The organism is Echinicola sediminis, assembly GCF_054777495.1.
In genome coordinates this window covers 1-24700 of the sequence record NZ_BAAHAP010000018.1, presented here as the reverse complement: position 1 = coordinate 24700, position 24700 = coordinate 1, and the positions used below count along the sequence as shown (strand labels likewise).

23 protein-coding genes are annotated in these 24700 nt (G+C 41.2%); 13 read left to right on the top strand and 10 right to left on the bottom strand.

Annotation, left to right across the window (positions count from 1 at the left end):
• Positions 1-80: 80 nt before the first annotated feature.
• On the bottom strand, positions 81-1130 hold the full coding sequence (gene queA / locus ACYVAA_RS06670; protein WP_460539775.1) for an S-adenosylmethionine:tRNA ribosyltransferase-isomerase: 1050 nt from the start codon (positions 1128-1130) through the stop codon (positions 81-83).
• Between the two features lie 126 nt (positions 1131-1256).
• Between queA and ACYVAA_RS06665 the strand changes: the two genes are divergently transcribed.
• Positions 1257-2504, top strand: a complete 1248-nt coding sequence (locus tag ACYVAA_RS06665) for an ABC transporter permease (RefSeq protein ID WP_460539773.1) — start codon at positions 1257-1259, stop codon at positions 2502-2504.
• 53 nt (positions 2505-2557) lie between these two features.
• Here the strand turns inward: ACYVAA_RS06665 and recA are convergent, their stop codons facing one another.
• On the bottom strand, positions 2558-3583 hold the full coding sequence (gene recA, locus ACYVAA_RS06660) for a recombinase RecA (protein WP_460539771.1): 1026 nt from the start codon (positions 3581-3583) through the stop codon (positions 2558-2560).
• 188 nt (positions 3584-3771) lie between these two features.
• Here recA and ACYVAA_RS06655 point away from each other — a divergent pair, with 188 nt between their 5' ends.
• From ACYVAA_RS06655 to tsf, 8 genes are all read left to right on the top strand, one after another.
• Complete coding sequence (locus ACYVAA_RS06655) at positions 3772-4563, top strand: DUF3108 domain-containing protein (RefSeq protein WP_460539769.1); 792 nt, start codon at positions 3772-3774, stop codon at positions 4561-4563.
• Positions 4564-4711: 148 nt separating this feature from the next.
• Positions 4712-5401 carry a response regulator transcription factor gene (locus tag ACYVAA_RS06650; RefSeq protein ID WP_460539767.1) on the top strand — a complete coding sequence of 230 codons (690 nt, stop codon included), beginning with the start codon at positions 4712-4714 and terminating at the stop codon, positions 5399-5401.
• Positions 5402-5403: 2 nt separating this feature from the next.
• A complete protein-coding gene (locus tag ACYVAA_RS06645; RefSeq protein WP_460539765.1) occupies positions 5404-6462 on the top strand; it encodes a sensor histidine kinase in 1059 nt (352 codons plus the stop codon).
• A 100-nt stretch (positions 6463-6562) separates the two neighbouring features.
• A complete protein-coding gene (locus ACYVAA_RS06640; protein WP_460539763.1) occupies positions 6563-7273 on the top strand; it encodes an RluA family pseudouridine synthase in 711 nt (236 codons plus the stop codon).
• Between the two features lie 197 nt (positions 7274-7470).
• On the top strand, positions 7471-7914 hold the full coding sequence (gene rplM, locus ACYVAA_RS06635) for a large ribosomal subunit protein uL13 (protein ID WP_460539761.1): 444 nt from the start codon (positions 7471-7473) through the stop codon (positions 7912-7914).
• A gap of 12 nt (positions 7915-7926) precedes the next feature.
• Positions 7927-8313, top strand: a complete 387-nt coding sequence (gene rpsI / locus ACYVAA_RS06630) for a 30S ribosomal protein S9 (protein ID WP_460539759.1) — start codon at positions 7927-7929, stop codon at positions 8311-8313.
• A 42-nt stretch (positions 8314-8355) separates the two neighbouring features.
• Positions 8356-9117, top strand: coding sequence for a small ribosomal subunit protein uS2 (gene rpsB / locus ACYVAA_RS06625; protein WP_460539757.1), 762 nt, complete (start codon positions 8356-8358; stop codon positions 9115-9117).
• Positions 9118-9267: 150 nt separating this feature from the next.
• The gene (gene tsf / locus ACYVAA_RS06620; protein WP_460539755.1) at positions 9268-10098 is read left to right on the top strand and encodes a translation elongation factor Ts; all 831 of its coding nucleotides are present in this window, start codon (positions 9268-9270) and stop codon (positions 10096-10098) included.
• Between the two features lie 60 nt (positions 10099-10158).
• Here tsf and ACYVAA_RS06615 read toward each other — a convergent pair whose 3' ends face one another.
• Positions 10159-11448, bottom strand: coding sequence for an aminopeptidase P family protein (locus ACYVAA_RS06615; protein ID WP_460539753.1), 1290 nt, complete (start codon positions 11446-11448; stop codon positions 10159-10161).
• 2 nt (positions 11449-11450) lie between these two features.
• On the bottom strand, positions 11451-12218 hold the full coding sequence (locus ACYVAA_RS06610; protein ID WP_460539751.1) for a glycosyltransferase: 768 nt from the start codon (positions 12216-12218) through the stop codon (positions 11451-11453).
• Between the two features lie 202 nt (positions 12219-12420).
• Between ACYVAA_RS06610 and ACYVAA_RS06605 the strand changes: the two genes are divergently transcribed.
• The 4 genes from ACYVAA_RS06605 (at position 12421) to ACYVAA_RS06590 (ending at position 16979) form a co-directional block, all read left to right on the top strand.
• The gene (locus tag ACYVAA_RS06605) at positions 12421-13650 is read left to right on the top strand and encodes a M16 family metallopeptidase (RefSeq protein ID WP_460539749.1); all 1230 of its coding nucleotides are present in this window, start codon (positions 12421-12423) and stop codon (positions 13648-13650) included.
• Between the two features lie 4 nt (positions 13651-13654).
• A complete protein-coding gene (locus tag ACYVAA_RS06600; protein ID WP_460539747.1) occupies positions 13655-14299 on the top strand; it encodes an O-methyltransferase in 645 nt (214 codons plus the stop codon).
• 75 nt (positions 14300-14374) lie between these two features.
• Positions 14375-15937, top strand: a complete 1563-nt coding sequence (locus ACYVAA_RS06595; protein WP_460539745.1) for a LysM peptidoglycan-binding domain-containing protein — start codon at positions 14375-14377, stop codon at positions 15935-15937.
• Between the two features lie 52 nt (positions 15938-15989).
• The gene (locus ACYVAA_RS06590) at positions 15990-16979 is read left to right on the top strand and encodes a DUF3078 domain-containing protein (RefSeq protein WP_460539743.1); all 990 of its coding nucleotides are present in this window, start codon (positions 15990-15992) and stop codon (positions 16977-16979) included.
• On the opposite strand, the gene ACYVAA_RS06585 is transcribed toward ACYVAA_RS06590, so the two are convergent.
• The 6 genes from ACYVAA_RS06585 to ACYVAA_RS06560 form a co-directional block, all read right to left on the bottom strand.
• The gene (locus ACYVAA_RS06585; protein WP_460539741.1) at positions 16976-17443 is read right to left on the bottom strand and encodes a DNA polymerase III subunit gamma/tau; all 468 of its coding nucleotides are present in this window, start codon (positions 17441-17443) and stop codon (positions 16976-16978) included. The genes ACYVAA_RS06590 and ACYVAA_RS06585 overlap by 4 nt on opposite strands.
• 110 nt (positions 17444-17553) lie before the next feature.
• Positions 17554-18699, bottom strand: a complete 1146-nt coding sequence (locus tag ACYVAA_RS06580) for a DNA polymerase III subunit gamma/tau (RefSeq protein ID WP_460539739.1) — start codon at positions 18697-18699, stop codon at positions 17554-17556.
• Positions 18700-18818: 119 nt separating this feature from the next.
• Positions 18819-20453 (bottom strand): polysaccharide biosynthesis protein, encoded by a 1635-nt coding sequence (locus ACYVAA_RS06575; RefSeq protein ID WP_460539737.1) that lies wholly within the window; start codon positions 20451-20453, stop codon positions 18819-18821.
• A 522-nt stretch (positions 20454-20975) separates the two neighbouring features.
• Positions 20976-21551, bottom strand: a complete 576-nt coding sequence (locus ACYVAA_RS06570) for a sugar transferase (RefSeq protein WP_460539735.1) — start codon at positions 21549-21551, stop codon at positions 20976-20978.
• A gap of 19 nt (positions 21552-21570) precedes the next feature.
• Positions 21571-22710 (bottom strand): PLP-dependent aminotransferase family protein, encoded by a 1140-nt coding sequence (locus tag ACYVAA_RS06565; RefSeq protein ID WP_460539733.1) that lies wholly within the window; start codon positions 22708-22710, stop codon positions 21571-21573.
• Positions 22711-23233: 523 nt separating this feature from the next.
• On the bottom strand, positions 23234-24385 hold the full coding sequence (locus ACYVAA_RS06560; protein WP_460539731.1) for an MraY family glycosyltransferase: 1152 nt from the start codon (positions 24383-24385) through the stop codon (positions 23234-23236).
• Positions 24386-24700: the final 315 nt, after the last annotated feature.

Below are 24700 nucleotides of genomic sequence, written 5' to 3'. Positions count from 1 at the left end.
ACATTATTACCATTAAGTAAAGATATCATCAACAAAAAAGGCTCTTTTCAGAGCCCTTTTTGTTGATATCATATCCTTTATTAAATGATCAGCATGGCATCACCATAGGAGAAGAACCTGTACTTTTCCTTCACCGCTTCCTGATAAGCTTTCATGACAAGGTCATATCCTCCAAAAGCAGCTGTGGTCATCAAAAGTGTAGACTCAGGCATATGGAAATTGGTGATTAAGGAATTGGCGATTTTAAATTCATAAGGAGGGATGATGAATTTATCGGTCCACCCACTTGATGCTTTCAGCCTGTTATTTGCTGTAACCGACGATTCCACTGTTTTAAGCGAAGTGGTACCTACAGCAACCACCCTTTTCTTACTGTCCAGTGCCCGGTTTACCAAATCAACCGTTCCTTCCGGAATATCGTAATTTTCAGAGTCCATTTTATGCTTGGTAAGATCCTCTACGTCTACCTGACGAAAAGTCCCCAAACCAATATGCAGCGTAATTGGACTTACATCCACTCCCTTTATCTCCAAGCGCTTCAAAAGATGCGGCGTAAAATGCAAACCTGCCGTCGGGGCGGCTACTGCACCTACGTGCTCAGCATAGATGGTCTGATACCGCTCACGGTCTTCCTCCTCCACTTTACGGTCGATATATTCCTTCAGAATCGGGGTCTCTCCCAAGGCGTCAATCGTCTTGTAGAATTCCTCGTCGGAACCATCAAACAAAAATCGGATGGTACGTCCTCTAGAAGTAGTATTATCAATGACTTCAGCCACTAGATCACTTTCTCCAAAGTACAGCTTGTTTCCGACCCTGATTTTTCTGGCGGGATCAACCAATACATCCCATAACCTTAATTCTTGGTTCAGTTCTCTCAGCAGAAACACCTCGATCTTTGCACCGGTCTTTTCCTTGTTTCCATAAAGCCTTGCAGGAAAAACTTTGGTATTGTTGGTCACAAAGACGTCGCCCTCGTCAAAATATTCAATGATGTCCTTGAAAATCCTGTGCTCGATTTCTCCGGTATCTTTATGAACAACCATCAACCTTGATTCGTCCCGGTTTTCAGATGGATATAATGAAATGAGCTTTTTAGGAACTTCGAATTTGAAATCTGATAATTTCATATGTAATTTTAAGAAATACGTTGAATATTTTAGATTTACGGTACGGTCGTAAAAACCGCAAAGTTAATAAGAATTATAGCTAAAACTACCTATATTATCAAATAGTTTTCAAACAAAGTTTTTCAATTGATTATATTCAGACTTATTTGGGAGAGTTTCAGGTTTGCTCTCCAAGCCCTGAAGTCCAACCTCACCAGAACCGTACTGTCCCTCCTAGGCGTTACGATAGGCATTTTTGCCATCATTGCTGTTTTCACCCTGGTGGACTCCTTGGAAAAAAACATCAAATCGAGTTTTTCATTTCTTGGAACCAACGTACTTCGGGTCGACCGATTTCCTTTTGCCTCCGGAGGTGGTGAGTACCCTTGGTGGCGGTACTTCAGAAGGCCTCCCGGAAACCTCTCCGAATACCAGTTCCTTAAAGAACGGATTCAAAATGCGGATGCCATCACGATTTCAGCTTCCGCTAATTCTACAATTAAAAGAAAAAGCAGCTCTTTCGAAGGAGCAAACCTACAGGGAGTGGTCTTTGACCACAAAGAGGTCTATGACATCCCCCTGGAACAGGGACGGTTCTTCACAGAAATGGAAATCTCAGCGGCAAGAAATGTCACCGTAATCGGCTCAAAAATCGCCCAAAACCTTTTTCAAAGCGCAGACATCATTGGGCAGGAGATCAAGATAAAAGGTCAGAAGTTTGTGGTAATCGGCCTATTGGAAGAAGAAGGTGAAGGCTTGTTTGATCTTCCCTCCAAAGATGACGCCTGCCTGATCCCTCTTGGCTCATTTGGCAAGATGTTTTACATGGGGAGATGGGGGGTAGAACCTACCATAGCAGCCAAAGGCATGGACAGTGATAAGGGTCTTGTTGCGCTGGAAAACGAAATGACAGGTCTGTTAAGGGCCAAAAGAGGACTAAAACCCACAGAAGAAAACAACTTTGCACTCAACAAATCAGAGTTTGTCCAAAATGCCATAGGCGCCATCTTCGATGTGATCAGCATCGCCGGAGCTGTCATCGGCGGCTTCTCCATACTGGTGGGTGGATTTGGAATCGCCAACATCATGTTCGTCTCTGTAAAAGAACGGACCAATATTATAGGCATCCAAAAATCATTGGGTGCAAAGAACTACTTTATATTGCTCCAATTTCTGTTTGAAGCCACCTTCTTGAGCCTCTTTGGAGGTTTGGCGGGGCTCGCCTTGGTCTTTGGGATCACCTTTATCCCGCTTGGAGCCCTTGAGGTATTCCTTTCACCCAAAAACATTTTCCTTGGCATAGGGCTTTCTTCGGTTATCGGAATGCTTTCAGGAGCCATACCAGCAGCCCTTGCTGCAAAAATGGATCCCGTGGAAGCCATTAGAACAAACTAAAAGAGGAAGCCTGGGCTTCCTCTTTTAGTTTGTTTATCAACTCTCTCGCTTCGTTAATCGGCCACCTCTTCTTCAAGAGCGCCTCCCAAACCTGCCTTTGCCTTGATCTTTGCTTCCAGCTCTTCCATCAGTTCAGGGTTATCATGCAACAAGGTCTTTACCGCATCTCTACCCTGCCCCAACTTGTTTCCTTCATAAGAGAACCAGGATCCTGCTTTTTTGATGATTTCAAACTCCACGCCCAGATCGATAATTTCTCCTACTTTGGAGATCCCTTCACCATACATGATATCAAATTCCACCACTTTAAACGGAGGAGCCACTTTGTTCTTAACCACCTTCACTTTGGTACGGTTTCCTAAGATATTATCGGCGCTTTCCTTGATTTGTCCTATTCTTCTGATATCCAATCGCACCGATGAATAAAACTTCAGGGCATTACCACCAGTAGTGGTCTCAGGATTACCAAACATCACCCCAATCTTATCCCTAAGCTGGTTGATAAATATACAGGAACAACCGGTCTTATTGATGGCTCCGGTAAGCTTCCTCAAAGCCTGGGACATCAACCTGGCCTGTAGGCCCATTTTACTGTCACCCATTTCACCTTCCAATTCTCCTTTAGGAACCAAGGCAGCCACAGAGTCAATTACGATAATATCAATTGCTCCCGACCGAATCAAGTGCTCCGCAATCTCCAAGGCCTGTTCACCATTGTCCGGCTGGGAAATCAATAGGTTTTCCGTATCTATCCCCAGTTTTTCGGCATAGACCTTATCAAACGCGTGCTCTGCATCAATAAAAGCTGCCAAACCACCTTTTTTCTGGGCCTCAGCAATGCAATGCATTGTCAGCGTTGTTTTACCAGAAGATTCGGGACCGTATACTTCTATAATTCTTCCTCTGGGTATCCCTCCTACTCCCAGTGCCATATCCAATCCCAACGACCCCGTAGAAATCGCAGGAATATCAACGACAGTATTATCACTCAGCTTCATGACAGTACCCTTTCCATAGGTCTTCTCCAATTTGTCAATGGTCAGCTGCAGTGCTTTCAGTTTTTCAGTATTTTCGCTCATAAATCAAAAGGTAGAAACTTGGTCTGTAATTATTATGTGAAAGTAAACATTCGCCACATCAATATCAACTTTACCTACAACCATTGTTTTCTATTGCCGTTTTATTAATTTAGAAATTTGTATAAAGCGGTCATTGCCACTTTGGTATAACTTTTGAAAACAACTCCACTAAAGCAACAAAGTTCTCTATGCCCTTACTCGCCAAACTGTTTCTACTTATTACCATTATAACCTCGGTTTTATCCCCGCCCTCCCATGCTCAAGACTATTTCCCTCCTTACCAGAAAGGGGAAGAGCTGACTTTTAAGGTAAAATACCTGTTCTTCAATGCAGCAGAGGCCAAAATGATCATCGATGACCAAATCCACTCCATAAACGGCAAACCCAGCTATAAAATAGACATCTTTGGAAAAACACTGAGCATTTTCAGCATATTCCGGGTAAAGGACAATTGGGGCAGTTATATGGATACGGCTAAGAACATCCCCTATCGCTCTTACAGGCATATCGAAGAAGGGGGATATAGAAAGCATGAGGTCATCGACTTCGACCATGGAGACAGAAAAGCCACCGTGAAACTTTACGATAGGGATAACCGAAAACTGGTCAAGACCACAGAACACGAGATCACCCCCGGTATTCAGGATATCGTCAGTGGTTTCTATTATATGCGTCATCTGGACCTAGAGAAGTACAAAAAAGGGGACATCATTATTATCAAAGGGTTTTTCGATGAAAAAACATATAACCTAAAATTAATATTCCAGGGCCGTGACAAAATTTCCACTAAAGTTGGCAACTTCGACACCTTTGTAATATCACCTGTAATGCCAAGCAATAAACTTTTCAGCGGTGAAAACCCCATCAAAATGTGGGTCACCAATGACAAAAACAAAATCCCTGTAAAGATTGAAGCCGAACTTGTCGTGGGATCACTTAACATGGAAATAACCTCTATTAAAGGTTTACGAAACAAATAATTAACTTTTTAGCAATATTAAGTTAACACCTGAAGGCTTTTGAACATTTTTATCAGTTCAAAAGCTGCAGTTATCAGCACAAAAGTTATTTCTTTTCATAGTTTTTTTAAATTAGCAGTGTTTTAAGCAATCCAAATGGCAAAGTCAAATGAGTGACAAACCAAAAATCAAGGTACTGGTTGTAGATGACGAACCGGACATTATTGAAATTTTAACCTATAACCTGGAAAAAGAAGGTTATGATGTGGAATCTGCCAACGATGGCATAAAAGCTGTACAAACTGCCACTAAATTCAAGCCTGATGTTATCCTACTGGACATCATGATGCCTAATCAGGACGGGGTAGAAACATGCCGGCAGATCAGGGACATAGAAGACCTGAAAAACACCTTTGTCATATTCCTTACTGCCCGATCCGAGGAATATTCTGAAGTTGCGGCCTTTGATGTTGGCGCGGATGACTATATCACCAAGCCCATTAAGCCCAGGGCGCTGGTCAGCAGAATAGCAGCTTTGTTCAGGAGAGAGTCTAAAAAAGATCAAGAAGTATCGCAGATACGCATCAAAGACCTCACCATTGACAGAAGCAGCTTTACTATTGATAAAGAAGGAAAAACCATCACCCTTCCAAAGAAAGAATTTGAGCTGTTGTATTTCTTGGCAAAAAACCCTAATATGGTATTTAGCAGAGATGAACTGCTTCAAAACATCTGGGGGGCGGATGTATTTGTCCTTGCCCGGACTGTCGATGTTCATATTAGAAAAGTAAGAGAAAAAATAGGAGAGAACTATATCACTACGGTAAAAGGCGTAGGCTACAAGTTCGACAACAATTAATTATGCTCACCACTTCCCGAGGCATAGCCCTCGTTTTGGCTTTTGCTATATCGGTCCTTACTGTCGCATTTTTATCCTTATTGGATGATGCGACATTATTGTTACTGACCGTAGCATGGGGACTGACCATGGCCATTTCCTATATTTTAATGAACGTCACCCTGGAGTTTCTCATCTTTAAGGAAATCAGCAGCATTTACGCGGTGCTCGAAAAAATCCAGAAAAAGGACCTGACCGACATCTCGGACAAGCCCAAAAAAAGCTCTATTTCACCGCTGAGAAAAATCAACAATACGATAAACTCGTACGCGATTGCTAAAAATAAGGAGATAGAAACCCTACAACGAAACGCCGCTTTCAGGAGGGAATTCATCGCAGACATCTCCCACGAGCTTAAGACTCCCATTTTTGCGGCCCAAGGCTATGTTCACACTTTGCTTGATGGTGCGGTAGAGGATGTCAATGTCAGGGACAAGTTTTTAAAACGTGCCGCAAAAAGCCTCAATGCACTGGACAAACTCGTGCAGGACTTGCTGACCCTAAACCAAATGGAAAGCGGAGTGGTGAAGTTTCACTTTGAGACGTTCAACATGGCAGAGCTGATCCAAGAGGTCATGGAAGAACTTGAACACAAAGCGGAGAAAAGGCATATTAACCTGCGGTTTACCCACAACCCCAACAAGACCTACTTGACCTCTGCCGACAAGGACAAAATCTACAGGGTTTGCCAGAACTTAATTTCCAACGCCATCAAATACAATAAAGAAGGCGGGGAAGCCCATATCTCTTTAAGCTCATCAAAAAACAACCTTACGGTAGATGTACAGGATGACGGACTCGGTATTCCCGCAGAAGACATCAAGCGAATCTTTGAACGCTTTTACCGGGTGGACAAAAGCCGATCCAGGGAAATGGGGGGCACAGGCCTTGGACTGGCCATTGTCAAACACATTCTAGAAGGTCACAGAAGCAAAATTTCCGTCTCTTCCACTGTAGGGAAAGGCTCTAATTTCAGTTTTTCTTTACCCCTGTACAAACCTAAAAAGAACGATAAAAAATAAAGTCCATCTAAACAGGCAATATTTAACACGATCTTTTCTTTGGACTCGCCGATTTTTGTCTATTTTTGCACCTTGATTTGAAAGGTGTAAGCCTGGCTTTATGAAAAAAGTAGATTTTGAAGATCTTATTCTGTTTCAAAACGAAGACTATATAGTCATCAATAAGCCTCCATATCTATCGACCTTAGACGATAGGCATGAAAGACAAAACATCCTTCACTTGGCCAAAGGTCACACTCCAGATGCCCAGGTGTGTCACCGATTGGACAAGGAAACGTCGGGATGTCTGGTAATTGCCAAAAACCCGGATGCCTATAGAAATATTGCCATCCAGTTTGAAAACAGAAAAGTGGACAAAATTTACCATGCCGTTGTGGAAGGTATTACCGAATACGAGAATACGCTTGTAGACCGTAACCTGGTTGCAACCAATAAAGGGATTGCAAAAATCAACATAGACGGCAAACCGGCCACCACCTTTTTCACCACTTTAAAGACCTACAGTGTCCATTCCCTGGTGGAATGCAAACCTGTAACGGGAAGACTTCATCAGATCAGGATTCACCTGGCACACTTGAACACTCCCATTTGTGGTGACGAAATGTACGGCGGGAAGGCCCTTTATCTTTCAGATCTCAAAAGACGATTTAACCTTAAGAAGGGTACGGAAGAACTTCCGATCATGCAAAGGGTTTCCCTACATGCCTACTCCATTGTCTTTGAGGGCACTGACGGTCAAACAATCCGTGTAACCGCCCCCTACCCCAAGGACTTTGCTGTTTTGATCAAACAACTTGACAAAAACAGTTAAAACAGTCGCACAGACATTCCTTGGATGAAGCCAAGAGTACGCAGCACATGAAAAGCCGTAAGAAAAACGGTCTATCCATGTGAAAATTAGGCAGTAAACCAATATATATTTTGCATATGATTGGAATTCCTTCTATCTTTGTGTCCCTTTTTGAGGGCGAAATGTATTTAACAAGCTAATAATTAAACATTTACACAGTGGATACTTTAAGCTATAAAACCGTATCAGCAAACAGTGCTACCGTACAAAAAGACTGGGTGATAGTGGACGCCTCAGCACAGGTACTTGGTAGATTTGCAAGTGAGGTAGCGAAAATCTTGAGAGGAAAAACCAAGTCTAGCTATACTCCTCACGTGGACTGCGGAGACAATGTAATTGTCATCAATGCAGACAAAATCAGGTTGACTGGTAAGAAGTGGGACGACAAAGTTTATGTACGTCACACAGGATTTCCTGGTGGTCAAAGAATTTCAACTCCTCGTATCTTGAAGGACAAATCTTCTACCATCCTTATTGAAAAGGCGGTTAGGGGTATGCTTCCTAAAAACAGATTGGGTAGAAAGTTGTACACAAACCTTTATGTGTATGAAGGTGCTGAGCATCCTCATGAAGCACAACAACCAAAAGAAGTTAAATTATAATTTGATCATTCCATGGAAGTTATCAATACAATCGGTAGAAGAAAGACATCTGTTGCGAGGATCTATCTAAAGCCTGGTAAAGGCGAGATCACTGTAAACAACAGAAGCATCGAAACATATTTCCCATTTGACCTTCACCAAATCGTAGTGAAGCAGCCGCTTACTTTGGTAAACGAAGGTGAGACTTACGATATCAAAATCAACGTAGACGGAGGAGGAATCAAAGGTCAGGCAGAAGCAGCCAGAATGGCGATCGCCAGAGCCCTTTGTGAAATCAACGAGGAGCACAGAAGCCCATTGAAAAAAGAAGGGTTCCTTACTCGTGATCCTAGAATGGTAGAACGTAAGAAACCAGGACGTAGAAAAGCTAGAAGAAGATTCCAGTTCTCTAAACGTTAATCTGGAGATTATTCAGATATTATTTAAAACATACATATTTAAATGGCTAAAATCGAATATAAAGACTTACTGGATGCTGGTGTTCACTTCGGACACTTAACAAGAAAGTGGGATCCTAGAATGGCACCGTACATCTTCATGGAGAAAAACGGTATCCACATCATCGATCTAAACAAGACGCTTGTTTGCCTTGAAGAAGCATCCAACGCAATCAAGCAAATCGTTCGTTCCGGCAAAAAAATCATGTTCGTCGCGACTAAGAAGCAAGCTAAGGACTTGGTAGCTGAAGAAGCTGCAAGGTTGAAAATGCCTTTCGTGACTGAAAGATGGCTTGGTGGTATGATGACCAACTTCGCTACTATCCGTAAGTCATTGAAGAAGATGTCTTCCATCGACAAATTGATGAAAGAAGAATCTTACACAAGTCTTGCAAAAAGAGAGCGCTTGATGATCACTAGACAGCGTCAAAAACTGGAAAACGTATTGGGCGGTATCTCTGACCTTACCCGTCTTCCAGCTGCGCTTTTCGTAGTAGACATCAAAAGAGAACATATTGCTATTGCTGAAGCCAAAAAGCTTGGTATCCCTGTATTCGCATTGGTAGATACAAACTCTAACCCAGGTGAGGTAGATTTCCCTATCCCAGCCAATGACGATGCATTCAAATCCATTTCATTGTTGGTAAAAGCTGTCGGTGCTGCTATCGAGGAAGGTCTTTCTGAAAGAAAGAAAGATAAAGAAGAGGCAAAACTCTCTGAAGAGGAGGAAGCAAAAAAAGCTGCTGACGCCGAAACCAAAGAATAATCCACTATGGTTTAATAATAACAGAAAATTGAACATACGGTAAATTACCTATGTTCAATTTTTTTGTTATTGACTATCCGTTTTAGTCCCCCTTAAGGAGGACATCGGAACATATTATAAAGTCATCATCACTATTAAAAACATCAAACAATGGCTATTACTGCACAAGAGGTAAACAAACTAAGACAAATGACCGGCGCCGGTATGATGGACTGTAAAAAGGCCCTTACTGAAGCTGAAGGAGATTTTGATAAAGCGGTTGATATCTTAAGGAAAAAAGGACAAAAAGTATCTGCTTCCCGTGCAGACCGCGAAACTAAAGAAGGTGTAGTCGTTACTAGTGTAAGTGCTGACAAATCTCAGGGAGTACTTTTGACGCTTACTTGTGAGACTGACTTCGTAGCCAAAAATGAAGAATTTGTTGCTTTTGCCAACGACATTCTTAACCTGGCTGTTGAAAAAGCCGCTTCAAGCAAAGACGAAATCCTTGCCCTTCCTTTCGAGAATATCACCGTAGGTGAAAAAATCATCGAAATGACCGGTAAAATCGGTGAGAAGATCGAAATCAGTAACTTCGTCGTAGTTAAAGGAGAAGCTGTAGTTCCTTATATCCACTCTAACGGTAAGTTAGGTGTATTGGTAGCTCTTTCTAATGTAAACGGAGCTGACGTAGAAGAAGCTGGTAAAGATGTTGCCATGCAAATTGCTGCCATGAACCCCGTTGCTGTTGACAAAGACGGTGTTGATTCTGCTATTGTAGAAAGAGAAATCGAGGTAGGTAAAGAGCAGGCAAGAGCTGAAGGAAAACCTGACGCAATGATCGAAAAGATCGCCATGGGTAAACTGAACAAGTTCTACAAAGAAAATACCTTGTTGAGCCAGGCTTTCGTTAAGGACAGCAGCAAGAGCATTGCTCAGTACCTTGACGGAATATCCATAGGGCTTACAGTAGTTGACTTCAAAAGAATTTCTATCGGATAATCTATTTCCGAAATGCATAAAAAAAGCCGCAAGTTTTAAGCTTGCGGCTTTTTTGTTTTTCTACCTGTTCATCAGCTCTTCTATTTCCTCCGCTTCGATGGGTATATTTTTCATGAGATCCCTATTTCCCTTCTGCCCGATCACATAATTGTTCTCCAGCCTTATACCGATCTTCTCCTCCCTGATATAGATTCCCGGTTCCACCGTAAATACCATCCCCTCTTTTACAGGTGTATAAACGGCTCCCACATCATGGACGTCCAGACCAATATGATGGGAAGTCCCATGCATAAAATACTTCTTGTATAAAGGCTGTCCCGGAAGCTGCTTACTCACATCGTGCTTATCGAAAAGGCCTAAACCGATCAACTCAGACTCCATGAGCTTCCCTACCTCCTTTTGGTATTCTTGCAATAACACCCCTGGCCTGAGCATATTCTCGGCCTCTTTTTTCACCCGCAAAACAGCATCGTACACGGCTCGTTGCCGAGAACTGTATCTACCACTTACCGGTATCGTCCTGGTCATGTCCGCATTATAATTCCCGTATTCTGCACCAATATCCATCAACACCAAATCCCCCGATTGGCAGATCTTATCATTCTCCAAATAATGCAGTACACAGGAATTGGCACCTGATCCAACTATCGGCTCATAAGCAAAGCCCCTGCTCCCGCGGCGAAGAAATTCATGCATAAATTCTGCTTCTATCTCATATTCCATCACTCCAGGTTTTAAAAACCCTAAAACTCTTCTGAAGCCTTTTTCTGTGATATCACAGGCCCGCTGCATCTGATCTATTTCATCCGGTTCCTTTAGCCCCCTCAACTCCTGCATGACTGGAGCAATCCTCTCATAGGCATGAAGAGGATATTTATTTTTGATCTCTTTGATAAACCGCGCATCCCTGCTCTCCACCGAATTGGAAGCCCCCCGATGTTCGTTGGTATTCATGTAAACGGTATCAGACGGGGTCATTACCATTTGCAAAACCTTCTCAAACTCAGAGGTCCATTTGACCTGCTTTATCCCTGACTGATGCCCAGCCGCCTCTTTTGACAGTTTATTTCCTTCCCATATGGCGATATGCTCATTTGTTTCCCGAACAAAAAGAATCTCCCGCATACTCTCTACCGGAAAATCAGGACATAACAATAAAATGGTTTCTTCCTGATCTATTCCACTGAGATAAAAAAGGTCATTGTTTTGCCTGAACCTCATGGTCCCATCGGCATTGGTCGGCATCAGATCATTGGAATGAAAAACGACAACTGAATTTGCCTTTAGTTTCTTAACCAGCTTTGCCCGGTTATTGATATAAAAAGTACTGCTGAGCGGCTTGTATCTCATTATTATTTTTTGGTTAAACCATTATCACACACAAACTTATTTCTAGCGATATTTTCTTCCATCATTTGCCAGTTTTCAGACTGGTCGGTCCAGCTCTCCTTATGATGGAGGTGATATTGCACGGCAAGGTTTCTCAAAGAATCCAATGTATACCCTAAGCCTTTAAACCTCCAGAGAAGATCAATGTCCTCCCCTACTGCCGGCTTGGTATAATTCTCATCAAAACCATTGATGGCACAAATGGCCTCCCTGTGAAAAGACATGTTACAGCCCTTTAACTGTTTCATTTTTCGCTTACCGATTAAGCGCCCCAAAAAGCCTTTGGGATCGATAAAGAATCCTTCTTCCAAAAACTGTCCTCCCTTTCTCTTAATCTCGGAAAAATTCTTTAATAAATAAGCGTTAAAATCCTTAGGCAGAATTTCTCCTTTCAACAGCAATTCAGTGCTCTCAGGGTCCAGCTTTATCCTCTTACCCGCCAGAATCGTGGAGGGAAGCGCCCTGGATATATGAAATTCCATAAACCTGGGGTGCAACACACAATCTCCATCTATAAACACCAACCAGTCTGCTTTGGCTGCCCGAACAGCATCGTTCAAGGCTGCATTTTTTTGCCAGCCTTTATCTTTCCGGCTTAAATGTTGGAAGGAGTGGCGGAATGGGTAATTACCAACAAACTCTTTCATCTGTCTTGAATCGCCATCTTCCGAAATGATTACTTCAAAGCGGTTATCCGTTTGGTAAGCAAGTGAATCTAAGACCGCTTTCAAAAAAACTGTATTTTTGTATACTGAAATGATCAGAGAAGCCTTTAATTCACTACGTTGATCTTGCATAAAATTTTCTTAGAGCCTTTGAAAATGCTTTTGTCTGCATTTGTTTTGCTTAAAATTAACATATTAAAGTCCGCTAAAAAAATATCCTGATAAAGTACATTATTTTTGTATTTTCAAAGTTGAAAGCAACGATTACATGTCTTATAATATCAAAGAGTTACAGAATGGCATCCGTATTGTCCACCAAGAAGTCAACCACACAAGACTGGTACATTGCGGCTTCATTCTTGACATCGGCAGCAGGGATGAAACCAAAGAGCAAGCAGGCTTGGCCCATTTTTGGGAACATATGGCTTTTAAAGGCACCAAAAAAAGGAAGACCTTCCATATCTTGAACAGGCTGGAGTCCGTCGGTGGTGAACTCAACGCATATACCACCAAAGAAAAAATCTGTTTTTATTCCAGTATTTTAAAAGAGCACTATAACAAAGCAGCAGAATTGCTGTTTGACATCACCTTTCACAGTACCTTCCCTGAAAAACAAATTGAAAAGGAAAGACAGGTCATTTTAGAAGAAATGGCCATGTACCGCGATTCTCCTGATGATGCGATACAGGATGAGTTTGACGAGGTAGTTTTTCAGGGCCACTCTTTAGGCAGGAACATCCTTGGAACAGAAGACACCGTAAACTCCTTTTCACAAAGGGATTTTTTTGATTTCATCAGTTCCCACTTGGACACCTCCAAAATCGTCTTTTCCGTGGTTGGAAATATCAGTTTTGGAAAAGCACTAAAGCAAATTGAAGGAAAGCTCAACGAAATCCCTGAAAAACGAAGCCTCTACCAAAGAAGTGATTTCACCCAGTACAGTCCAAAAAAAGAAACTGTTCACCGGGATGTAAGCCAATCGCACTGTGCCCTTGGCAAACCTGCCTTTTCACTGTATCATCCCAAAAGATACCAGCTTTACCTGCTTAACAACATCTTGGGAGGCCCAAGTATGAATTCGCGGCTAAATCTCGCGTTGAGGGAAAAGTACGGTTATGTATACAGTGTGGAATCCGTGTACCAGGTATACAGGGACACCGGCTTTTTGGGCATCTTTTATGGTACTGAGGAAAAAACAGCCCTCAAAGCGCAAAACCTGGTAATGAAGGAGCTGAAAAAACTGCGCGAAAAAAAACTAGGCTCTCTCCAACTCCATATGGCCAAAGAACAGGCCGTGGGTCAAATGGCCATGGCTGAGGAGAATTACGCTGCCCTGATGCTTGTGTTTGGAAAAAGCCTATTGGACAAGGGTAAAATTGACGCATTGGACCACATCTTCGGGTTGATCAGAGAAACCACGGCTGAAGACCTACAGGACATTGCCCAAGAAATATTTCAGGAAGAGCAATTAAGTTTTCTAACCTATCTACCTCATTAATTTTATGGAATTTATCAGCGAAAAACTACTTGAATATTGCCAGCAGCACACAAGCAGGGAAGACAGCTTGCTGCAGCTCATCAACAGGGAAACCCATGCCAAGGTGCTCATGCCGAGAATGCTGTCGGGACATCTTCAAGGCAAAACCCTCGAGATGTTTACCAAAATGCAAAACCCCAAAGTGATCCTTGAAATAGGCACTTACACTGGATATTCGGCAATTTGCATGGCCAGAGGTTTGAATCCCGATGGAAAGATAATCACACTGGACATCAATGACGAACTGGAAGAAATGGTCAGAGGCTTCTTTGAAATTTCGGGCATGGCCAATCAGATTGATTATAAGCTGGGCAATGCCCTGGACATCCTTCCTGAATTGGATGAAACCTTCGATATGGTCTTTATCGATGCTGATAAAAAAAATTACACCAACTATTATAATATGGTCATTGACAAAGTCAGTAAAGGAGGCCTTATTCTTGCAGACAATGTCCTTTGGTCCGGAAAGGTATTGAAAGATCCCTCAGAAAAAATCGATAAAGACACCAAGGCAATCATGGAATTTAATGAAATGATTCAGGCTGACCCAAGAGTAGAGAATGTACTTTTCCCCATCAGGGATGGAATCATGATGGCCCGAAAGCTTTAACCTTCATGGTATAAGGAATGTAATTCAAGCATCGTTTTACCACCACCAACTCCTATCTTTTACTAATTATTTGGCATGCTTACAAAAACAAGAAAAAAGTGGATCGCTCTATTAACCTTTTTGCTGCTATTGACAAGCCATTGGCTATATGGACAAGCTCCTAGGGTCCCCCAAACCATACAGTTTGCCAATATGCGGCTGGATCTCAACGATCAGGCCCAAAGAGATATCCAATTGGATGTGGATGCTTTATACCGTAACCCCAGTTACTTTAAATTAAAACTGGAAAGGGTGAACCTTTACATGCCGATTATTGAAAGGGTGTTACGTGAACAAGGGGTTCCCGAGGACATTAAGTACCTTGTCATTCAGGAAAGCGGCCTGATCCCCGACGCAGTTTCCACTTCCAATGCCGTCGGTTTTTGGCAGTTTAAAAAAGGCACAGCCCAGGAAGTTTTTCTCCAAGTGGACCATTTAATCGATGAAAGAAAAAACATTGTCTCATCAACCAAAGGGGCTGCACTCTACCTCAAAAAACACAATAATTATTTCGACAACTGGGTCTGCGCGCTGGTTTCTTACCAGATGGGACTGGGGGGAGCCAAAAGCTACTTCGGAAGCCAATTCAATGGGCAAAGAAGCATGAAAATAACCAAAAGCACTCATTGGTATTTCAAAAAATATTTAGCCCACAAAATTGCCTTCGAAGGTCAAATCGGAAAATTCACCAACAACCAATACCTGCAAGAAATGGCTGTTCAGGGCCCGACCACCTTAAGAACTCTATCCAACAACTTAGGGGTATCCGAAAACCATCTCACAGAATACAATAAATGGATTTCTAACAAACGAATCCCTGAAGGCAAAACTTACATACTAACCTACCTGGCCACAGGAACAGCGCCTATTTTCACTTCTTCTTCCAACTCCGCATCTGTTGACCCCAGTAGTCCTGCTGTCACTGGTCAGCTCAATGCAGCAGGATACCCAAAAATTACCGGAACACAAACCACTCCTTTCAAAACAGGGCAAATAAAGGTGAACGGAATCAAAGGAATCATTGCTTCGGCCAATACCACTGTAGAGGACTTCGCCGAACGAATTGATGTAAGGGAAGGCAAATTCCGCAGGGTAAACGATCTCTCCAAAGATGACCGAATTGTGAGAGGCAACCATTACTATGTAAAAAGGAAAAAAGGCAAAGCAAAAGTAGCGCAGCATGTCGTCCAGCAAGGCGAAACACTATGGGGGATCTCACAAGCATATGGGCTACGTCTCCATTCACTGAAAGCCAAAAACAGGCTGTACAGGGACGAAGACCTTAGACCGGGAATGATCTTGAACCTCCAGGAATACAGAAGAAGGGATGAAGAGATCAGGTACATGAAGGTCAGCAGTCCTCCTCCCAAAACAACCGAAAGCATGGTGGCACCGACAAAAGAACACCAGCCTGCCAGTGTAAAACAGCCTCTTCCTACGACAACGGCCCATATCACACACGTCGTTTCCCAAGGGGAAACCATGTATGCTATCGCCCGAAAATACGGAGTGACCGTTTCCCAAATCCAAACATGGAACAATATTTCCAATTCATCCGTGATCAAGGTCGGCCAGAAGCTTATCATTAAAAAGAATTAAACGGATTGTCCTAGGAAATGTATATTTGTATCTTATCAAAAACAAATCTGAAATGATAAGGAATTACTGCTTCTTATTCCTTCTTATACTGGTCACATTTCAATCTGCCTATGGCCAAGATCGTCCCAAAATAGTCCCCGACACTGTCCTGATCAATGGCGACACGCTTATCATGCTTGGTGACTCTTTGATCATTAAGGAAGAAATCAAGGAAACCTATTGGAAAAAGGGAGGCAATTCAAACCTTAGCATCCAACAGGTGAGCTTGGCCAATTGGGCGGCGGGTGGCGCCAGCTCATTTTCGCTAAATACCGGGATAAACCTATTTGCCAACTATAAAAAAGGCAAAAAAATATGGGACACTAAGCTTTCCGTGAATTTTGGTTTTAACCGCCAGACCGACCGCTCTTTCAGAACCAGAAAAACCAACGACAACTTCAAATTTGTAAGTAAATATGGCAGGGAGCTATCGAAGGGTTTTTACCTTTCCACCCAGCTGGAAGCCAGAACCCAGCTTTTGCGCGGGTACAAATACTTCAAACCATCTGGCTCAGATCTAGACTCAAGAAACCTAATTTCAGACCTTTTGAGCCCTGGCTATATTCAATCTTCCACGGGTCTTAACTACCAAAAAGACAAAAAGAACTTAAAGTTTTCATCAATTCTATCACCTTTTACAGGAAGGTTCACCATCGTACTCAATGACTCATTGAGTCAAGCGGGTGCTTTCGGGGTAATCCCGGGAGAAAAAGTCAGGCCGGAGGCCGGTGCCTCCCTAAACACCTCCATAGACACCAAGTTAATGGACATTGTCAACTGGAAGGCTGATCTTAACCTCTTCTCTAACTATGGAAAATTCGGCAACATGGTGGTCAACTTCAACTCCAGTATCAGCATGAAGGTGAACAAATACATCAGTACCAGGGTGGAAACTATCCTGATTTATGATGAAAACGTATTTATTGAACAAGACGATGGAAGAAAGTCCAGAGCCGTTCAGCTTCAAAACCTGATTAACTTTGGATTGGGCATTGATTTCTAAAAATCAGTTTCCAGGCCAAACCGCTTTTGAAGCTCCTTGAGCGCAGGTGATTTCTCTGTTAAAAAGGCCAGTTTATCCGTTGAGGTATACAATTTCTTCACCTCACTTACCGCCTCTTCTCTGATTTCGGAGAATATTTCCAGGAGATCATTTTGAAGTTTCCGTTTAAAGATCCCGACCAATTCAGGTTTTAGTCTATTAAACCTGTCTTCCTGTAATTCACTGGACATTAAAAAAGTCACTTTATTTCCTACTACCTCTATTGGCTGTTTTAATATAGCGCTCTCCATAAGCCTGTTTTTGTGCTTAAAATCCGCTATGATTTCTTCCAGCAAGGCTCCCACTTTTCCGGCATCAAATGGTTCCTTATTGACCACTTGGGCTTCTTTATCAGCCTTTTCCTCTTTGATTTTTTCTTGTTTACTTCCTTCTGCTGAAGCATTGTTCTTCACCTGCCTTTTCACTTCTGAAATACTTGCAGGTATAGCAGTGGTCTTCTTTACCTCTTTTTGGAGGGAAGGCTGAGTGACCTTGGAAGATTTGTCTGAATCCGAACTAGCCTGTTGCTGCCGTGCTAGTCTTTTTTTTTTGCCTCTTCATGAGCCAAAGCTGCCAAGGAAATGGCTTGAGGTAGTTTGGCCAATTTCATCAGTGCCAGCTCTACATGTAGGCGCTGGTTTTTACTTCCCTTGTACTGCATGTCGCATTGGTTACATACGTTCAAGGCGGACAGCAAGAAGGAGAGGTTTGACTTGGCAGATTGTTCTATATACCTTTCTTGAGCACTTTCTGAGACTTGCAGTAATTCTACTGTAGCGGAATCCTTGCAAACCATCAAATTCCTAAAATGCTCACTCAGGCCAACAATAAAGTTATGCCCATCAAATCCTTTCTTAAGAATTTCATCGAAAATCAACAGAACATTGGAGATACTTTCCTCCAATAAAGCATCTGTTATCTTAAAATAATAGTCGTAATCGAGAATGTGGAGATTGTTTATCGTCTCCTGATAGGTCAGCTTATTCCCTGCAGAGTAGGTTACGATAAGATCAAAAATGGACAAAGCATCCCTTAAAGCCCCATCCGCTTTGGCTGCTATCAAACGGAGTGCTTCCTCCTCATATTCTATTGTTTCTTCCGAGGCGATATACTTAAGATGCTCAGAAATATCCTTTATTTGTATTCTGTTGAAGTCAAAAATCTGACATCGGGACAGAATAGTAGGAATAATCTTATGCTTCTCGGTAGTCGCCAAAATAAATATTGCATACTTTGGGGGCTCCTCGAGCGTCTTTAGAAACGCATTGAAAGCCTGGGTCGAAAGCATGTGAACCTCATCTATGATGTAGATTTTATACGTTCCCTTCTGCGGGGCATATCTTACCTGATCTACGAGGTTTCTAATATCGTCCACCGAGTTGTTTGACGCCGCATCTAGCTCGTGAACGTTAAAAGAACTATTATTATTAAAAGCTTTGCAGGAATCGCACTCGTTGCAGGCCTCAAAATCAGCAGATAGGTTCTCGCAGTTTATAGTCTTGGCCAGAATACGCGCACAGGTTGTTTTACCAACCCCTCTTGGACCACAGAAAAGAAAAGCCTGGGCAAGGTGATTGTTTTTAATGGCATTTTTCAAGGTAGTAGTAATGTGCTGTTGGCCTACTACACTTTTAAAATTGGAAGGCCTATATTTTCTGGCTGAGACTACAAAATTTTCCATCACCGCAAGATATAAAATTCTTAGAATTTACTCCTGCAAAAAAAATAAAATCATAGCCATTGCCCAGCAACCCTTTAAGAATCAAAGAGAATGAAAAACAGCTTCACTATCTACCTTTATCAGTTAAGGTGGTCCAAAACAACAAAGCGAGAAGTGTTGCTGATATATTCAGGCACTATGTTCTTGATATGGCGAACAATATCAGAATCTGAATTTTCCATGAGCAGTTTTTCAAAGAATTCTATCTGATAATTTAGCTTGCTGTACCCAAAAGGAGCCATCTTCACCACACGTATTTTGGGATGGTAAGTCACCTCCAATTCTTCGGATGAACCAATTAGCTCCTCATGCATTTTTTCCCCTTCCCGTAGTCCGGTAAACTCTATTTTAATATCTGTTTCCAGTTTCTTACCATTGAGCAAAATCATTTTTTTGGCCAGATCCAAAATCCGAACGGGCTCTCCCATATCAAAGATAAAAATCTCCTTACCCTTGGCCATTGTCCCCGCCTCCAGAATTAGCGAACAGGCTTCACTGATTGTCATAAAATAACGGGTAATATCAGGATCTGTGACATAAACAGGTCCTCCCTTTTCTATCTGTTTCTTAAATAAAGGGATCACTGATCCATTTGATCCCAACACATTACCGAACCTTGTGATGGCAAACTTGGTGGTAGCCCCCAATCTTTCATCCAAATAGCCACTTAAAGACTGCACATAAAGTTCTGCAATCCGTTTGGAGGCCCCCATCACATTGGTAGGATTGACAGCCTTATCGGTACTGACAAAGACAAAGGTATTTACGTTATTAATCACTGCTAAGTCCGCCAAATACTTGGTGGCCAATATATTGCTGCGAACTGCTTCTTCTGGATAAGTTTCCATCATCGGGACATGCTTATAAGCCGCAGCATGATAGACGATATCAGGTTGAAAAGTTTTAAATATCTCAGTCATTCTTTTCTTGTCCCGAATATCAGCTAGTAATGGCTTGATAGTCGTTCCCCAAGCAGCAGTCTTAAAATCCTGTTCCAAGTTAAACAAGGCTGATTCGGCCTGATCCAACAATATCAGTTGTTTTGGATTATTGATAATGATCTGCTTACATAACTCACTTCCTATAGACCCTGCTGCCCCCGTGACCAACACCACCTTATCTCTGATCTGATGGGCTACCCTGGGATTGTCCAGATTGATCTCAGGCCTGGAAAGTAAATCTTCAATTCTAATTTTACGTATTTTCCTGACATTAAAGCCTCCTTTTACCCACTCATCTATGGAAGGGACGATACTGGTTTTAATCCCCAAGTTTAAACACTCGTCTATTATTTCTCTTTTTCTTTTTGGCGAGATGGACATCACTGATATAAGTAAATCAGTAACACCGTTATCCTTCACCAAGCATTTTAACTCGCTTAAGCCTAGATACACAGGAACACCGTTGATATGCCTTCCTTCCTTTAGAGGATCATCATCTAGAAAAGCGTGTACTTTTTGGCGTACCACTCCGCTTCTCTTCATTACATTTTTGGTAAGTCTACCTGCTTCTCCGGCCCCAAAAATCACTATATTTTTAACGGGCAGCCTTTGGTTCATATAATAGGCATATACTCCCTTAATCAAAACCCTGGAAAGCGTTAAAGCGAACAATGAAATAAGTAATGCGGTAACCAAAATCGGAAAAGGAAAGAAGCCGGTCACTCCGGCCACCTCTTCTATCAATAAGTTTGCGAAAACATTTGTCGCAAACATTAATGCTACCACCTTCACTACTGAAAAAACATTCCACAAATGAGACCTCGATAAATCAAGATCAAATTCATTGAAAACCCACAACGCGAAAAAGCCAATGCAGGAATATAGCACACTGCATAACAGAACGGGATGTCCTTCCATTAATTCCAAATCAAAATTCAACCTCACAAGAAAGGCGATCAGTACTGACTGAAATAAAAAGAAAGAGTCAACTAAACGTGTAATCCACTTTATCATTTCGAAAGGTTTGTCCAAAGATGCCATATATCTAGATTAAAACAAACAGTTTAAAATTCCATTATCAGGGCAATACTACGTTGATTTCAACACCTCCTTCACCCATAATGGGTATACCCAACGCTATCAAAACAACGAACAACACAAATTTAATTATAAAAAGCAAAAATCAAAGAACAAAATAAAAAACATAGTAAATAAATAGCTTGAATACGATGATCAACTATTAAAATATACAAACAAAAAAATCATTAATTAGCTATATTGCTTATAAATCTGTCCTCAGTTCTTTCCATTAAATGGCTGTACATCCCCTTCTTTCTTAGGAATGCTTTGAAAAAATAATAACTGCCTTATGGTTTTGTAGATAATTTTAACGTCCAGTTGAAAAGACTGATCTTGGACATATTTTAAATCATAGTGGAATTTCATTTCCCAGGAAATATCATTTCTCCCATTTATTTGAGCCAACCCTGTGATTCCGGGTCTTACATCATGTCTCTTTGATTGTTCTTCAGTATATAGAGGGATATATTCTACCAACAAGGGACGTGGACCTACCAGGCTCATATTTCCAATCAAAAGATTTATAAACTGTGGTAATTCATCGAGAGAATACTTTCTCAAAAATTTCCCTAACCTTGTCAAACGCTTAGCATCCATTAACAACTTCCCTCCATCATCTATATCATTGGTCATTGTTCTGAACTTTATGATATGAAAAATCCTATTTTTCTTTCCTACTCTTTTTTGAAAGAAAAATGGGTTGCCTTTAAAATGGATACCCAATAAAAAAACCAATATCAGCAGCAGGGGGCTAAGCACCAAAAGCCCAAAAAAACCTATGCTTCGATCCATAATTGGCTTACAAAACCTTTTATACATATTTTTTCTCTATCTTTTCATCCAAAAATAGCCTGACGGTTTCCTTGACTTGCTCTAACTCCACCTGTGTCAACCCGCTACCAGAAGGTAAACATATCCCCTGATAAAACAATCTCTCTTCAAGTCTCTCTCCATAGTAGGGAAAACCCTTGTACAGAGGTTGGAGGTGCATAGGTTTCCAAATAGGTCTAGTTTCAATATAATGTGCTTCAAGATGAGACTTCAGGGCCAAACATAATTCTCTGCTCGGCAACACCATACTTGTAAGCCACCTGTTACTTTTTCGATTGCCATCCCCCTCTTGAAAGCTAAGCCCTGTAACATCTTGTAAATTATTTCTATAATAGAGAAAATTACCTCTTCTTTTTTCAATCCTCTCTTCAATTGTTTTAAACTGGGCATTTCCCAATACCGCATTAAGATTGCTAAAGGCATAATTGTACCCCAATTGGCTATGTTGATAGTGGGGGGCGGGATCTTTGGCCTGTAGAGACAGAAATCTGGCCTTTTCCAATTCTTCCTCGTTCTTTGTAATGATAGCTCCCCCACCTCCGGTGGTTATTATTTTGTTTGCATTAAATGAAAGTATACCATAATCTCCCAGTGCGCCACACTTTTGCTCCCTTAGGGTGGATCCCAAGGCTTCTGCTGCATCCTCTATTACAGGAACATTATACTGCAATGCTATCCGGTTTATTTCATCCATTTGTGCTGGCATACCATAGAGATGAACAGGCACGATTGCTTTCACCCTCTTTCCTTTATTGTGCCGGTCGGCCAATGCTTTCTCCAGATACTCTGGACTCATGTTCCAGGTACTTCCCTCACTTCCTACAAATACCGGATTTGCTCCCAAATAACGTATTGGATTAGCAGAAGCCGCAAAAGTCAAGGATTGACATATCACCTCATCCCCTTCTCCAACACCTGCCAATTTCAAAGCCAAATGTATGGATGCTGTCCCAGAGGCAAATAGTCCTACCTTCAATGAATCAAAATATTGGATCAATTGATTTCGAAAACTGTCCACAAAACTACCAGTATACCCTACCTCCTTATGTTGAAGAGCCAATTCAAAATCATCCATACTCACCCCACTCAATTCCGGTTCTGAAAGCTTAATCCATTCCATCTTAACAATTAGTAAAATACAGCGGAAAACATGTACCTGTTAAATAGTTTCGGCAACATAGTAAAAAAAAGCGTCTGATAATAATCTGCATTAGTTATTTACCTGTTAAACCTATACAGACGATGTCATGCATTTTTGTACTTTACAAAAATCCCCAAAGCGGCAATCCTTTGTCAAATTAATTGGAGAAAGCCGATTTAATAGGCTCTTTTAGGCAGAATTGGCAATGTATTTATAGAAAGGAAAAGTCCCTGTACCTGATTTTCTTTTAAGTCGGGAATTACTTCTGAATGATTTTCTGATTATAGATCAGTACATTTCCTTTACCAGGGTCCACTTGAAAAAGTAATGAATCATTTTTCACTTCCTATTCCGTGAATAAATAATCCCTCATTAATATTCTTTACTTGAGCTATAAAAATTTATATCGGTATAATAGTTCCTCTGCAGTAGCCATTAACTTAGAGACAGTGCTGCAACATATATGAAGCGTTAATAGCACTAAATACTCTTGCAAAAGGAATTAGTTTAGACTCACACTTTCCTTTTCCAAAACCTCTTTGTCGATTTTAACTTTAGACCGAATTCCATTGTAGCTTCTTTGCGAAAGAACTCTCGGGGATTCCTTAACAATATCTTTTACACGCTTCAATGTCAACTTATCCAGCACAATCCCAAAACCTACAACCAAAATTCCAACCAAAGGAATTACTACCATATCCGGCAGTTCATTTAAAACAATTGCAAAACTTATGAAAAACAATTTAACACCAGCCAAGATCATTGTTACCTGATCATGTCTAAATCCCATCCGTAACAAAAAATGATGTACATGGCTTTTATCTGCTGACATTGGGGATTTACCTTTTCTTGCTCTTTTGACAAAGACTCTTAGGGTATCATAAAATGGCACAATCATCAGTGTAACTGCGGTAGCTAGAGGAGCATTAAACTTAAATGAACCTGTAGGTATTGATCCATTGGATTCTATAAACTTAATGCATAGAACAGAAAGCGTGAATCCTAAAGTAAGCGAACCCGTATCTCCCATGAAAATCTTTGCGGGATGCCAATTATATACCATAAAAGACAGAATTGCCCCAACAAAGGTAAAGGCTATAAATCCATACGTTATTTCTCCTGAATAAATAAACCATAGACCCAAAAACAAAAACGTAATCAAACTAAGGGTACTGGCTAAACCATCCATACCATCAATTAGATTAAAGGCATTCGTAAATCCTACTACGGCAAAGACAGTTAGTCCATAACTAAACCAAAGCGGTAACTGATAGACACCAAAAAGTCCATAGAAACTACTTATTCTTATATCTCCCAATACCACTACCGTCACGATAGCTATCAATTGACCTATTAATTTCTGATAAGCGGTAAGCTCTACCAAATCGTCCCTAAGTCCAAGAATAAACATAATCCCCAGACCCATCATAAAAAACCGGATTTCGATTAACTGTTGATAGTTTAGCCATATAAGAATACCACCAAGCAAGGCTACAAAAATACCTATCCCCCCCATAGAAGGAACAGATTGTTTGTGAATTTTTCTTCCTCCTGGCTTATCCAATAAGTTTCCTTTCTTAATAAAGAAAATCAACATCGGTGTAACGGTCACCCCAATAAAAAAAGCGGTTAAAACAGAAAACATTAGTAGCATACAAAAATATTAAAGGTTGAAACAATTCTTCTAGTGCTTACTCTTAATAATTTACTAACCTGATTAGCAGAAAATTGCATATTTTGCAATCAATCCTCAAAGATAATAATTTTTATCTAATCTGAACCAATACAATTGATCTTAAACGAGCACTCTATGAGCATAACAGCAAAAAAGCATCGTTAATCTACAAAAAAGCTTTTACAAACAAAATTTTTTTAACCAAACAGCAATTATTATCTAACGAATAATTAAACTGGTAGATCAATCAGTGTGAGAGGAAGGACGGCCTCCAGTCCACTGTTGACTGTCGAC